General features: G+C 73.8%; 13 protein-coding genes. 6 read left to right on the plus strand and 7 right to left on the minus strand.

Annotated features, from left to right (window positions below; all coding sequences use genetic code 11):
* Nucleotides 1-191: 191 nt before the first annotated feature.
* Nucleotides 192-494, plus strand: coding sequence for a hypothetical protein (locus ACRYR9_RS03000; RefSeq protein WP_432492037.1), 303 nt, complete (start codon nucleotides 192-194; stop codon nucleotides 492-494).
* A 31-nt stretch (nucleotides 495-525) separates the two neighbouring features.
* Here ACRYR9_RS03000 and ACRYR9_RS03005 read toward each other — a convergent pair whose 3' ends face one another.
* From ACRYR9_RS03005 to ACRYR9_RS03015, 3 genes are all read right to left on the minus strand, one after another.
* On the minus strand, nucleotides 526-873 hold the full coding sequence (locus ACRYR9_RS03005) for a hypothetical protein (protein WP_432492035.1): 348 nt from the start codon (nucleotides 871-873) through the stop codon (nucleotides 526-528).
* Nucleotides 874-1232: 359 nt separating this feature from the next.
* Nucleotides 1233-1652: a hypothetical protein gene (locus ACRYR9_RS03010; RefSeq protein WP_432492033.1), complete on the minus strand. Its 420-nt coding sequence runs from the start codon at nucleotides 1650-1652 to the stop codon at nucleotides 1233-1235.
* A gap of 143 nt (nucleotides 1653-1795) precedes the next feature.
* Nucleotides 1796-2221 (minus strand): VOC family protein, encoded by a 426-nt coding sequence (locus tag ACRYR9_RS03015; protein WP_432492031.1) that lies wholly within the window; start codon nucleotides 2219-2221, stop codon nucleotides 1796-1798.
* 113 nt (nucleotides 2222-2334) lie between these two features.
* On the opposite strand from ACRYR9_RS03015, the gene ACRYR9_RS03020 reads away from it, so the two are divergent.
* Complete coding sequence (locus ACRYR9_RS03020) at nucleotides 2335-2928, plus strand: TetR/AcrR family transcriptional regulator (RefSeq protein WP_432492029.1); 594 nt, start codon at nucleotides 2335-2337, stop codon at nucleotides 2926-2928.
* A gap of 240 nt (nucleotides 2929-3168) precedes the next feature.
* Here ACRYR9_RS03020 and ACRYR9_RS03025 read toward each other — a convergent pair whose 3' ends face one another.
* Entirely contained in the window at nucleotides 3169-3387 is a 219-nt protein-coding gene (locus tag ACRYR9_RS03025) for a hypothetical protein (protein ID WP_432492027.1), read from the minus strand.
* An 832-nt stretch (nucleotides 3388-4219) separates the two neighbouring features.
* Nucleotides 4220-5884: a hypothetical protein gene (locus ACRYR9_RS03030; RefSeq protein WP_432499124.1), complete on the minus strand. Its 1665-nt coding sequence runs from the start codon at nucleotides 5882-5884 to the stop codon at nucleotides 4220-4222.
* On the opposite strand from ACRYR9_RS03030, the gene ACRYR9_RS03035 reads away from it, so the two are divergent.
* Nucleotides 5885-6715 carry an oxidoreductase gene (locus tag ACRYR9_RS03035; RefSeq protein WP_432499127.1) on the plus strand — a complete coding sequence of 277 codons (831 nt, stop codon included), beginning with the start codon at nucleotides 5885-5887 and terminating at the stop codon, nucleotides 6713-6715.
* 117 nt (nucleotides 6716-6832) lie between these two features.
* Here ACRYR9_RS03035 and ACRYR9_RS03040 read toward each other — a convergent pair whose 3' ends face one another.
* Nucleotides 6833-7201 (minus strand): RNA-binding S4 domain-containing protein, encoded by a 369-nt coding sequence (locus tag ACRYR9_RS03040; protein WP_432499145.1) that lies wholly within the window; start codon nucleotides 7199-7201, stop codon nucleotides 6833-6835.
* Between the two features lie 16 nt (nucleotides 7202-7217).
* Nucleotides 7218-8873, minus strand: a complete 1656-nt coding sequence (gene pgm, locus ACRYR9_RS03045) for a phosphoglucomutase (alpha-D-glucose-1,6-bisphosphate-dependent) (protein WP_432499148.1) — start codon at nucleotides 8871-8873, stop codon at nucleotides 7218-7220.
* A gap of 387 nt (nucleotides 8874-9260) precedes the next feature.
* On the opposite strand from pgm, the gene ACRYR9_RS03050 reads away from it, so the two are divergent.
* The 3 genes from ACRYR9_RS03050 to ACRYR9_RS03060 all read left to right on the plus strand — a co-directional run bounded on the left by ACRYR9_RS03050 (nucleotide 9261) and on the right by ACRYR9_RS03060 (nucleotide 13246).
* Nucleotides 9261-11756 (plus strand): MFS transporter, encoded by a 2496-nt coding sequence (locus ACRYR9_RS03050; protein ID WP_432529750.1) that lies wholly within the window; start codon nucleotides 9261-9263, stop codon nucleotides 11754-11756.
* Between the two features lie 140 nt (nucleotides 11757-11896).
* A complete protein-coding gene (locus ACRYR9_RS03055) occupies nucleotides 11897-12706 on the plus strand; it encodes a YceI family protein (protein ID WP_432492175.1) in 810 nt (269 codons plus the stop codon).
* 63 nt (nucleotides 12707-12769) lie between these two features.
* On the plus strand, nucleotides 12770-13246 hold the full coding sequence (locus ACRYR9_RS03060) for a MarR family winged helix-turn-helix transcriptional regulator (RefSeq protein ID WP_432492177.1): 477 nt from the start codon (nucleotides 12770-12772) through the stop codon (nucleotides 13244-13246).
* Nucleotides 13247-13308 lie beyond the last annotated feature (62 nt).

The raw sequence follows: 13308 nt of genomic DNA on the forward strand, positions 1-13308 counted from the left end.
ATCGAGCCAGGCGCCAGCAGGGTGTCGAGGTCGCGCCTCTACCAACCGGGCACCGCTCGGGTGACGACCACGACGCGGGATGACCGTGCGGTCGGTGAAGAGGTCGCGAAGCAGCCGGCTCTGCTCCTCGCGCGGTGAGCCGATCGGGCACGGTAGGGGGTGCACGTCATCGCCGGGCCGGAATCCGCGTCGTGGGAGTGATCAACGCCGTCGGCCCGATGGCCGTAGCCCTGGTCGTCGTAGTGCTGCCCCTGCTGGTGGCGGCCGCTCGACGGTCCTGGAACCGCTGGGCCGTGGGGCTGTACCTGCTCAGCTTGGTGCTGCTGGCGGTGTGGACGGCGAAGAGCGTGGTCATCGCTGACAGCAGCTTCGACGAGCCTCCGGCGTGGCCGGCGCTGCCGTGGATGCTGGCGACGCTTCTGACCGCAGGAGCCACGACCGCGAGTCTGCTGTCCCTCCGAGCACGCTCCAGAACACGCTTGCCAGCGGGATGACCGTGAGGTCGGAGAGCTGATGCTCAGTGGGCTACTCGCCCTCGGTCCTCGATGGCCTGTGAGGGTCGCTCTCGCTGGTGGTGGTCTGCATCGGCGGGGAGGGCATCGATCGAGAGTCGCTGGGCGTCCAGCCGTAGATCTTCGAGTTCACCGCTCCGGCCTGCATGAGGGGGTCGGCGACCTTGGTCTTGATGTCCTGGTGCTTGCTGGCCGAGCTCTTCCGCTCGAGCGCGATCTGCAGCAGCCGGATCAGGATGGCGAGGCCGAGGACTACCCAGATGCCCACGCCGGCGTATCTGGCCAGGACGTCGGCGATGCCGTCACCGCCACCAGCACGGCCCATGGCGGTGGGCGCAGCCTGTGTGAGGTGCAGGGTCACGGCTTCTCCTCCGACCGTCGTTGGCTGGTGGTGCTCCTTCACCGTGGCACGGGCGGGCCGCTGGTGGCGAGAGGGGGCCTGCCGTGCGTGCCGGGCTGCGGTGGGGGCTCGCAGCGGCGCGTACTCGGCTGGGGTGCCTCGCTGGGGTGCATCTGCCGGCTCGTTGTCGGGTGCTCCGTGCGGGGTGCCGCAGTCACGGCCCACCAGGTCTTGGAAGTGCCGTGGGCGGGTGCCCGGACCACCTGCGCGACCGCTCGCAGATCGTCAGGACCGCGTGCTGTCTGCGGGATGACCGCGCGCATCGCCCAGCCGCTTGCATCGCCGAGCAACTCGGCCTCAGTGCGGTTGCCTCACTCCGCTCAACGGGGCAGCCGCGCTCGGATCGCCGGGCTGACGTCCACGTCGTGCGGCAGCGCAGCCAGCCCGCCCGCCTCGATGTGCACCCCGTGCGACTGGGCGATGTCCGCCAGGTAGGCCCAGTGCAGTGCCGCTTCTTCCTCGGGGGTGCGGCCCTCGGGTGGTTCGTCGGGGCCGACCACCACGCGCGCGGTCTCCACCATGCCCTGCATGGACTCGTACGCCCAGATGTCGCCGGGACCGCTGGAAGACCAGCCGCGGTCGTCGAGCAGAGTCAGCCGCTGTCCATCGGCGAGCTCGAGTTCGTGCAGCGCTGAGATGGACGTGCGGTGATCGCTGTTGAACTCCGCTCCTGCGGCCTCGTTGATGTCGATGGAGGTGACCAGTCGCTTGGCGGCGTGCATCCCTCCAGCTTTGCTCACGCCCCCCGCGCAGGCCGCATCCGCTCTTGAACAGGACCGCGCCAGGTCTGCGGGATGACCGCGACGTCGCGCGCAGCGCGGGATGAGAGTGAAGTCGCCCGCCCTCTGCGGGGGCGCTGTTCGCTGACCTGGAGCTCGACTGCTCAGGCGTTGCCGCCTGACGTGGAGGTGACCACGGCGGAGGCGTACGTCGGGTCGGGTTCGATGGGGGTGATGACGTCCACCAGGACGCCGTCGGGGGCGGCGAGGATGAAGTGCCGCTGCCCGAACGGCTCGGAGCGCAGGTCCAGCACCGCGGTCAAGGACCCCTCCAGGACGAGTCGGCGGTACTGCTCGTCGACGTCGTCGACTTCGAGGTTGACCAGCAAGGCGCCAGTGGGTCGGCGGTGGGTGGCCGGGACGGTTGCGTGGTTGGCGGCGACGACGCCCAGTTCCCACTGCTGCTTGCGCAGGCTGACGTACCAGTCGACCTCAAAGGTGGTCTCGAAGCCGAAGTGGGTGCGCCAGAAGTGCGCGGTGGCGGCGACGTCGGAGCTGAGCAGGACGGGGTAGGCGCTGGTGATGTGCACGGTGTGCTCCTGACTCGATCGGGGGAGGGAGTGCACTGCTACGCTTACATACAGACAGTTCGTATGTAAATGGTCGTCGATCGGGAGCCGCGGCGGACCGGGGAGGAGCAGGGGTGCGCACCACCAAGGCGCAGAGCGAGGCCACGGCTGCTGCGGTGCTGGACGCTGCGCAGCGCCTGTACGGCGAACGCGGCTACGCCGACGTCGCCCTGGAGGAGATCGCCCGCACCGCCGGGGTCACCCGCGGCGCGCTCTACCACCACTTCGGCAGCCGGGAGGGGTTGTTCACCGCGGTCGTCGAGCGGGTGCAGCAGCAGGTTGCCGAGCGGGTGCAGCAGGCGGCGCAGGCCGCCGGTGAGGACGCCTGGGAACAGCTCGTGGCCGGGTGCCGGGCGTTCCTGCTGGCCAGCACCGCGCAGCAGGTGCGCCGGGTGCTGCTGGTGGAGGCGCCGGCGGTGCTGGGCTGGGCCCGCTGGCGCGAACTGGATGCGCGCCATTCCCGGCGCCTGCTGCACGAGGGGGTGCAGGAGCTGCAGAACGCCGGGCGGTTGCACGACGCCCAGGCGGGGGCGGTGACCGCGGTGCTGTCCGGCGCCATGGATGAAGCGGCTTCCTGGGCCGCGAACGGCCCCGACCCGGCCGCGGCCGTGGACCAGGCGTGGCAGGCGCTGCAGGTGGTACTGGAGGCACTGCGCACCACCCACTGACCGGTCCGCGACACCGACGGGCCGGTCGGCCATGAGCACGCGGACGACGACGTCTTCGCTCGTGGACGGGTGGGCGACCGCTCGCAGATCGGCAGATCCGAGCGGTCGACGACGTCCTGGCCAGCGGGATGACCATGAGGTCGGCGGCAAGAGCGCGCAGTGCCGGGTACCTCTAGGTGTGCGGCACCGGTGGTGTGCGGTGGGGCGACGTCGTCAGCCCGACGGCGGTTCGCCCGCAGATCAGCGCGTGCGGGCCTGCTCCGGTACGCGGAAGTGGGCGCGTTGCGGAGTGTGGTGGTGCTTGGTGGACCACCTGAGCCAGTAGCCGGCCACGATCGCGGCTCCGGTCAGCGTGGCCAGCACGATGCCGGTGCGTGCTTGCGGGTACGCGAACAGCAGCAGGGACAGGCAGATCGCACCGCCCAGTACCAGCAGGGCGGCGGTGGTCTTCTGCAGCACGGGCTCGTTCCCTTCCTCAGGTGGCACTGCGGTCGTCCTTGACGCAGCTGGGACGGTGCCCGCCGGCTTGTTGCCGCGGTCGTAGGTGCGGCGTCGGCACTGCGTGCGTGCGCACCCTGACCGTGATCCACGGGCGCGCCACCTCATCCACCGTAGGCGCCTGGGTTGCAGTCGTCACGGTGGAGCGGAGGTGGGGCGCTGCTTGCGCAGGTCTACGGGGTGTGACGTCCAAAACCGTGAGGTCGCGGCCAGCCATGATCGCGCATGGCCAGCTGCGTGGTCGCTCACCGCGGCTTGCTCGGTAGCGATCGCGTACTTTCCGACCGCTCGACCATCGACATGATCGCGATGTCGCCGACAGCTCAGGGCCGCGCACAACGCGGGATGACCGGGCGCTCGGAACCGCGGCGGGCAGCGGTGCTGCAGGCGGGGGTGAACACGCCGGGGTGGGCCGTCACCGCTCGGGCGTGCCGGCGACGGTGTGCGGCGAGCCCGTCCAGCACCCCCGTGGTGATCTTGCACGGTTGAGCCCTCAAGCGTGCAAGATCACCACGGGAGGGGGCGTCACGACATCGGCATGACCGTGAAGTCCCGTCAGTCGTCGGAGGCGAACAAGCAGATCGCGTCCCACCCGGCCCGGGGACCCCGGCGTCCGGATCCACTCGGGGAGCCGTTCACGTTGCCGGGCCCGTTCCGCCCGCTCGGCGTCGGTGCTGCTGGTGCTCGCGGTTCGCACCGCCTCGATCGCGGGGTCGCGACCCCGGCTGGACCACACCACCAGCGTGCCGCTCGTGGAGGCTCGACGTGGTGACCTCCCGGTCCCGGCCACCGCTCACTGGTAGGACACGAACACCGGTGACGGTTCCACGGCGACGGTCTCGGCCGGGGTGAACGTCGGGTCGTCCTCGTCGAGGAAGTTCTTCCACCCCCACACCAGCCCGGGCGGGCCCTGGGAGGTCAGCACCCCGTAGGTGGCCTCCTTCATCCCCGGTGTGCCGTGGCCGTCGGCGTGCACGACGGTGACGAGCTCGTCCCGGCCGGTGTCCACGGACTCGCGGTCGCGCACCATCGAGGTGCGGAACTGGTGCAGCAGGAACACCTTGCGCGGCAACGCGTTCTCCCGGACCAGCTGCGCCAGCCAGTCGCCGACGGCGTTCACCTCGTCCGCGCCCACCGACCCGATCTGGCGCAGGTGCACCTGCCCGGGCGCCAGCCGCCACTCCGGGTCCAGGGCGAGCCCGACGTGCGGGCGCAGCAGCAGCGACTCGTAGCGCTTCGCCTGGGTGAGGAAGTCGGTGCGGCCCGGCTGCAGGTCCAGGACGACGGCGACACCGGCTGCCCCGGCGGCGTCCACCCACTCCTCCAGCTCGGCCGGGTCGACCTCGTTGGAGTAGTCGCCGTCCGGGCCCGGCGAGCCCGACGCCACCGTCGTGATGATCTCCAGCGTGGGGACCGCCGGCCGCTCGTCCAGGCCGTCGTAGCGGCCCGCCAGCTCCCGGGCGCGCTCCAGGGTGGCCTGCAGCGGCTGCTCGCCCAGCAGCCCCAGGCTCGGTGCCCCCGGGTGCCCGTACAGGGCGATCAGGCGCCGGCCCGCCAGCGGCAGCTGCCCGCCGCCGGGCACCTGCACCCCGGTGACGGCCGTCTCGACGCGGGCGGCGAAGACGTCCTGCGCGGCGAACGCCGGGCCCAGCCCCACCACGTGCTGCGGGGCGGCGGCGTGCAGCGCCTCGACGACGGCGCCGTCGGCGCGGGGATCGCCCGACGGGACGGTCAGCACCTGCGCCCCCACGGCCCGCGCCGTGGCCGCGGCGGCGGCCTCCCACGCGGCCCCGGTCAGCAGCACGACGGTGCTGGTGCCGCCCTGCGAGGTGGCGGGGCGGGGTGCCCCGGCCTCCTGCACGTCCGGGTCGCCGCGCTCGGTCAGCGCCTGCTCGGCCCACGTCGCGGCCACCCCGCCGACGGTGAGCACCTCCTCGGCGCCCAGCCGGCGCACCTCCCCGGCCGTCGCGGCGCCCGGCAGCAGCAGGGGGACGCCCAGCCCGGCCGCCACCGCCGCACCCCGCTCCAGCGCCGCGGGCTCGTCCGCGGCCACCACCACCGACGGGCTGGTCTCCAGCAGGTGGGCGCTGAGCGCCACCGCCGCCTCCGGGCCGGAGGCCGCGGCCAGCAGCGCGCTGCGCCCCGCGGGCCGCGCCAGGACCGCGCCGGACGACGTGGTGGCGGAGGCGGCGGAGCGCTGCCCCGCGCCCGCGTCGTCGCCCTCGCCGGCCGCCGAGGAGGTGCAGGAGGTCAGGGCGAGCGCCAGGACGAGCAGGCCGCTGGCTGTGCGTGCGTGGATGGCGTGCTCCCGGGGGTCGCGGAACGGACCGTTCGCGCACAGCCTGCCAGGTGCCGGCGCTCGCCCACCGCCACCGCGTCGGCTGGCGCGCCGGGCCCCGCGGACGAGACTGGAGCGCGCCCGGCGGCCCCGGCCCCACCGCGACGAGAGGACCCCCACGTGCCCACCTGGTTCATCACCGGCTGCTCCACCGGCCTCGGCCGCTCCCTCGCCGAAGCCGTCCTGGCCTCCGGCGAGAACGCCGTCGTCACCGCCCGCGACGTGGAGCGGGTGCGCGACCTGGAGCAGCAGCACCCCGGCACGGCCCTGGCGCTCGCGCTGGACGTCACCGACCCCGCGCAGGTGGCCGACGCGATGCGCCGGGCCGAGGAGCGGTTCGGCGGCGTCGACGTCCTGGTCAACAACGCCGGGTACGGCTACCGCGCCGCCGTCGAGGAGGGCGACGACGCCGACGTGCGGAGGCTCTTCGACACCCACGTGTTCGGGGCGGTCGCCACGGCCAAGGCGGTGCTGCCCGGCATGCGCGCGCGCCGCTCCGGCGCGATCGTCAACCTCTCCTCCATCGGCGCGCACGTCTGCCCGCCCGGCTCCGGTTACTACGCCGCCGTCAAGGCCGCCCTGGAGGCGCTGTCCACCTCGATGCGCCAGGAGCTGGCGCCGCTGGGGATCAGCGTGACGATCGTCGCCCCCGGCGGTTTCCGCACCGACTTCGCCGGCCGTTCGCTGACGCAGTCCGCCGAGGCCATCGCCGACTACGCCGAGACCGCCGGCAAGCGCCGCAAGGAGAACGACACCGTCCACGGCACCCAGCCCGGCGACCCGGCCAAGGCCGCGCAGGCGATCATCACCGCGGTGCGCTCGCCCGAGCCGCCCGGCCGGCTCTTCCTCGGCGGCGACGCGGTGGAGGCGTTCGGCGGCGTCCTCGACGCCCAGCGCGCGGAGCTGGACGCGTGGCGCGAGCTCAGCACGAGCACCGGCTTCGACGACTGACCCGCCGGGGGGGGGGGCGGGGCGGCGGGGCCCCGGGGGATGAGGCCCCCCCCCCCCCCCGCGCCCCCCCCCCCCCCCCCCCCCCCCCCCCCCCCCCCCCCCCCCCCCCCGCGGTTCTCACCCCTCCCGCGCGCCGCGCAGCCGCTCCATCTCGCGCCGGTCCCGCTTCGTGGGGCGCCCGGCACCGCGGTCGCGGTTGCCGAACGCCCCGAAGAACTCGTCCTTCGGCGGCGGGGGAGGGGAGTTGTCGACGTACGCCTGCGCGGCCACCGGCGCACCGACCCGCTTGGTCAGCGGCTGCACCACCTCGAAGACCTTCTCGTAGCCCTCGGCGCGCACCCGCACCTCGTCGCCGGGCACCACCTTCGTGGCGGGTTTCGCGCGCTCGCCGTTCACGCGCACGTGCCCCGCCTTGACGGCTGCCGCGGCCACCGAGCGGGTCTTGTACAGTCGCACCGCCCAGACCCACTGGTCGACCCTCGTCACGCCCCCACCGCCCGCGTCACGATCCCGCGAGGACCCCGTCGACCAGTTCCTGCGCCTCGGACTGCACCCGGCGCAGGTGGTCGCCGCCCTTGAAGGACTCCGCGTAGATCTTGTACACGTCCTCGGTGCCGGAGGGGCGCGCGGCGAACCAGGCGTTCTCGGTGACGACCTTCAGCCCGCCGACCTTCGCGCCGTTGCCGGGCGCCTCGGTGAGCTTGGCGACGATCCGCTCGCCGGCGAACTCCTCGGCGGTGACCTGCTCGGCGGACAGCTTCGACAGGGTCGCCTTCTGCTCGCGGGTGGCGGCGGCGTCGCTGCGCACGTACTGCGGCGCGCCGTGCTTGGCGGTCAGGTCGCCGTAGTGCTCGCTGGGGGTGCGGCCGGTGGTGGCGATGATCTCCGAGGCCAGCAGCGCCAGCAGGATGCCGTCCTTGTCGGTGCTCCACACCGACCCGTCGCGGCGCAGGAACGACGCACCGGCGCTCTCCTCGCCGCCGAAGCCGACGGAGGAGTCCAGCAGGCCCGGCACGAACCACTTGAACCCGACCGGGACCTCCAGCAGCGTGCGGCCCAGGTCCTGCGCGACGCGGTCGATCATCGAGCTGGACACCAGCGTCTTGCCGATCGCCGCGTCCTCCGGCCAGCCGTCGCGCGTGGAGAACAGGTACTGGATCGCCACCGCGAGGTAGTGGTTGGGGTTCATCAGCCCCGCGTCGGGGGTGACGATGCCGTGCCGGTCGGAGTCGGCGTCGTTGCCGGTGGCGACCTGGAACTCCGAGCGGCGGTCGATGAGGGAGTGCATCGCGGACGGGGAGGAGCAGTCCATGCGGATCTTGCCGTCCCAGTCCAGGGTCATGAACCGCCAGGTCGGGTCCACCAGCGGGTTCACGACCGTCAGGTCCAGGCGGTGCCGCTCGGCGATCGCCGCCCAGAACTCCACGCTCGCCCCGCCCAGGGGGTCGGCGCCGATGCGAACCCCGGCGGAGCGGATCGCGTCGATGTCCAGCACGTTCGGAAGGTCGTCGACGTAGGTGCCGAGGAAGTCGTAGCCCTGCGCGGCGGCGCGCGCCCTCGCGAACGGGATGCGCCGCACGCCGTCCAGGCCGGCCTCGAGGTAGGCGTTGGCCTTCTTCGCGATCCACCCGGTGGCGTCGGTGTCGGCGGGCCCGCCGTTCGGCGGGTTGTACTTGAAGCCGCCGTCGCGCGGCGGGTTGTGCGAGGGGGTCACCACGATGCCGTCGGCCAGGCCGGGGCCGGTGGTGCGGATCGAGGAGCCGTCGCGGTTGGCGCGCAGGATCGCGTGCGAGACCGCCGGTGTGGGGGTCCAGCTGTCGCGGTCGTCGACCAGGACGGTGACGTCGTTGGCGGCCAGGACCTCCAGCGCCGAGCTCCACGCCGGCTCGGACAGGGCGTGGGTGTCGCGGCCGAGGAACAGCGGACCGTCGAAGCCCTGCTCGCGGCGGTAGTCCACGATCGCCTGGGTGGTGGCGAGGATGTGCTGCTCGTTGAACGCCCCGTCCAGGCTGGAGCCGCGGTGCCCGGAGGTGCCGAAGGTGACGCGCTGGCCGACGTCGGAGGGGTCCGGGGTCAGCGCGTAGTAGGCCGTCACGACGTGCGCGACGTCGATGAGGTCGGAGGCGTCGGCGTGCTGGCCCGCGCGCGGGTTCGTCATGGTCCCTCTTCCGTGCCGGTGGCGTCCTGGCGTGCGGGTCGATCGTGCACCCGCACCCCTCACCCTGCCAGCCCTCCCCCTCCCACCACCCCGCGGTGATCGAGGAAGTCGCGACTTCCTCGATCACCGCGGGGTGGGGGGAGGGTGGCTGGGGGCGACCTCCAGCAGACAGGTTGCATGAGGCAAGCAGTAGGCGTACCTTGTTGAGAGCCTCAACCATTGAGCGTCTCAACCGTCTCCTCGTGAAGGTCCGCCGCGACCAGCCCCGAGGAGGCCCCCAGTCGCACGCACGATGCAGGAGAACGCATGAGCGCCAGTCCAGCGGCGGTGCCGCCGCACCGCACCACCCACCAGGCGGTGCCGAACGGGCACGGCCCGGGCGAGCCCATGTCGCACCGGCAGATCATGGAGGCCCTCTCGGGCCTGCTGCTGGGCATGTTCGTGGCGATCCTGTCCTCGACGGTCGTCTCCAACGCGCTGCCCACGATCGTCAGCGACCTGGACGGCACCGAGTCCGGGTACACGTGGGTCGTCACCGCGACGCTGCTGGCCACGACGATCTCCACGCCCATCTGGGGCAAGCTGTCGGACCTGTTCTCCAAGAAGGTCCTGATCCAGGTCGCGCTGGTGATCTTCGTGATCGCCTCGGCCGTGGCGGGCCTGAGCCAGAGCATGGGCATGCTCATCGCGATGCGCGCGGTGCAGGGCCTGGGCGCCGGCGGCCTGACCGCGCTGGCGCAGGTGATCATGGCCACGATGATCAGCCCGCGCGAGCGCGGCCGGTACTCCGGCTACCTCGGCGCCGTCTTCGCCCTCGGCACCGTCACCGGCCCGCTCATCGGCGGGGTGCTGACCCAGCACCTGTCGTGGCACTGGTGCTTCTACGTCGGCGTGCCGTTCGCCATCGCCGCGATCATCGTCCTGCAGAAGACCCTGCACCTGCCGGTGGTCAAGCGCGAAGGCGTGCGCATCGACTACCTGGGCGCCGTGCTGCTGGCCGCGGGCGTCTCCTCCCTGCTCGTCTGGGTGTCCCTCGCCGGGCAGCAGTTCGACTGGGGTTCCTGGCAGACCGCCGCGATGGTCGGCGGCGGCCTGGTGCTGCTGGCCCTGACCGTGCTCGTCGAGTCCCGCGCCGCCGAGCCGATCATCCCGCTGCGCTTCTTCCGCAACCCCACCGTCGTGCTCTCCGCGCTGGCCAGCCTCTTCGTCGGCGTGGCGATGTTCGGCGGGACGGTGTTCCTCAGCCAGTACTTCCAGCTCGCCCGCGGCGAGACCCCCACGATGTCCGGCCTGCTGACGCTGCCGATGATCATCGGACTGTTCCTGTCGTCGACGATCGCGGGCCAGTTCATCACCCGCACCGGCCGCTGGAAGGGCTGGATCGTCGCCGGTGGCGTCCTGCTGACCGCCGGCCTGGGCCTGATGGGCACCGTCGAGTTCGACACGAACTACTGGATCGTCGCGGTCTGGATGCTCTTCGTCGGCGTGGGCGTCGGCGCGATGATGCAGAACCTCGTGCTCGCCGTGCAGAACATCGTCGCCCCGCAGGACCTCGGGTCGGCCAGCTCCTTCATCGCCTTCTCCCGCACCCTCGGCGGCGCCATCGGCGTCTCCGCGCTGGGCGCCGTCCTCGCCCACCGCGTGACCGACCACCTGACCGACGGCCTGCGCGCCGCGGGCATCGACCCGGCCGCGGCGAGCGGCAGCGGCGACGGCGTACCGGACCTCTCGGCGATCCCCGAACCGGTGCGCGGCATCGTCCAGGCCGCCTACGGCTCCTCCGTCGCGGACGTGTTCCTGGTCGCCGCCCCCTTCGCGCTGATCGCGCTGGTCGTCAGCTTCTTCTTCAAGGAGGTCGCCCTGCGCGGGCAGGGCTCCACCCCCGAGCCCGTGCCGGCCGCCGCGGGTGCGAGCGGCCCGGCCGCCGCCGCGCAGCAGGACCAGCGGTGGTCCGTGCCCGCCGCCCAGCGCGACGGTGCGGCCGACGGCACGCTCGACGGTGCGGTCGACGGCGCGCCCGTCGCGGCGTCCGCCACCGTGCTGCCGCAGGCGGAGCTGAGCGGGCCTGCCGTGACCGGCACGGTCCGCAGGCACGGCGGGCAGCCGCTGGCCGACGCGGTGATCACCCTGGCCGACCAGACCGGTCAGCAGGTCGCCCGCACCCGCACCGACGAGCAGGGCCGCTACGAGCTGCGCCCGGCGACCGGGGGCACCTACCTGCTCATCGTGGCCGCCGCCCACCTCTCGCCCTCGGCGACGCTGGTCCCCGTCGCGGACCGGCCCGTGACCCGCGACGTGGTCCTGGCCGGGCGCGCGGTGATCACCGGGCGCGTGCTGGTCCACGACCCCGCCTCGGGGGAGGACCGCGGCGCGGGTGCCGCGCTGGTGACGCTGACCGACGTCACCGGGCAGGTCGTCGGCTCCGCCCGCAGCGGTGCCGACGGCGGCTACGCCTTCGAGTCCCTCACGGGCGGCGCCTACGTCCTCACCGCCCAGGCCGAGGCGCGCCGGCCCGTGGCCCGCGCCGTCGACGTGCCCGACGCGGGGGCGCTGGCCTGCGACCTGCTGCTGTCCGGCGGCGGGCGCCTGACCGGCACCGTCGTGGCGGCCGGTGACGGCCGGCGGCTGCGCGACGCGACCGTCACCCTGGTCGACGCCGACGGCGGCGTGGTGGCCGTGGCGAGCACCGACGGCAACGGCGAGTACGGCTTCGAGGACCTCGCGGCCGGGCACTACACGCTCACCGCCGCCGGCTACGCCCCCGTGGCCACCGGTGTCGACGTCGCCGAGGACGCGGTCTGCGCGGTGCGGGTCGTCCTCGGCGGCGAGCAGGACGGCGGCGCCGTGAGCGCCGCGGCCGGCGCACCGGGGGAGCAGCGCTGATGTTCGGACGACGACGACGCGCCCACCCGGGTGCCCACCGCACGCAGGAACCGCGCCCCGCGGCCCCTCCCGCCGCACCGGTCACCGCGCTCGATCCGGTCTCCGCGCCCGCTCCGGCCGCGGAGACCGTCGCGGGGCGCGTGACGGGCACCGGGCGGGTGCTGACCCGGGAGGGCTGGCCCGTGCCCGGGGCCGCGATCACCCTGCTCAGCGCCGACGGCACCCAGAGCGCGCGCACCGTCACCGGCGCCGACGGCACCTTCACCCTGCCCCCCGCACCCGCCGGGGCGGCGACCCTCCTGGTGGCCGCCCCGGCCCACGAACCCCGTGCCAGCGCCGTCGTGGTGCCGGCCGAGGGCGCCTGGCGCACCGGCGAGGTGCGCCTGCGCCGCACCGGCGGCAGCCAGGACGTGCCCCCGCCGGGGGTGTGGGTCGTCGACACCGCCCACTCCTCCATCACCGCCACCGCCCACCACCTGGGCATCTCCGCGGTGCACGGGCGCTTCACCCGCTTCACCGGCACCATCACCGTGCCCGCCGGCGACGTCGGCGCCTCCAGCGTGGACGTGAGCATCGAGGCGGGTTCCATCGACACCGGCAACGCCCAGCGCGACGAGCACCTGCGCGCCCCCGACTTCCTGGACGTCGCCCGCTTCCCGCAGGTGCGCTTCCACGCCACCGGCGTGCAGCGCACCTGCGGAGGGCGCTGGGTGCTCCCCGGGCAGCTGACGCTGCTGGAGACCACCCGCCCGGTGCAGCTGGAGCTGACCTACACCGGGTCCGGACCGGACCCCTGGGGCGGCACCCGCGCGGCCTTCTCCGCCACCACCGAGCTGCACCGCGACGACTTCGCGATGAACTGGAACCGGGCCGTGGGCATCGGCGTGGCCGTCTTCGGCACCACCTTGAAGATCGCCATCGACGTCCAAGCCGTCCTGCAGCAGGGCTGAACGGCGGTGCAGCAGCCGACGGCGCCCACCACCGGGTGGCGGGGCGCGCCACCGGGGGAGCACGTGCCCGACGACGGGGGCGAGGACGAGGGTGCGGCCGGGGCGGGGGGCATCCCCCGGGAGGTGCTCGCCGCCCTGGAGGAGGAGATGGCCGTCCGCTCGCAGCTGCGCCGGGCCCGCGCCCGCGAGCTCGCGCACCTGCTGCACCCCCGGCTCGACCCCACGGCCGTGCCGCTGATCGGCGTGCTCGGCGCCTCCGGTGCGCTGCGCCCCTCGGACCTGGTGCGCGCCCTGCACCTGGACGCCTCCACGGTCAGCCGCCAGATCACCGCCGTCGAGCGGCTGGGGCTGGTCACCCGCGTCCCCGACCCCACGGACGCCCGCGCCCGGCTGGTCGACCTGACCGCCCAGGCGCGCGAGCAGTTCACCGCGTACCGCGACGAGCAGCTCGACCACTGGGAGCACTCGTTCCGCGGGTGGTCCGCCGACGACGTCCAGCAGCTCACCCGGTTGCTGCGCCGCCTGCGCGAAGGGCGCTGACGGGGGTCCCGGACCCGAGCCGCACCAGTGCGACCCGCGGGTCGTGCACCGCCCACCCGGCC

It is taken from the genome of Kineococcus auxinigenes (genome assembly GCF_050871525.1).
Taxonomy (GTDB): Bacteria; Actinomycetota; Actinomycetes; order Actinomycetales; family Kineococcaceae; genus Kineococcus.

What these genes read in the sequence shown, in the direction of transcription:
- ACRYR9_RS03050 (WP_432529750.1), top strand. Translation starts at nt 9,261, where the DNA reads ATGTCGCACCGGCAGATCATGGAGGCCCTCTCGGGCCTGCTGCTGGGC.
- pgm (WP_432499148.1), bottom strand. Translation starts at nt 8,873, where the DNA reads ATGACGAACCCGCGCGCGGGCCAGCACGCCGACGCCTCCGACCTCATC.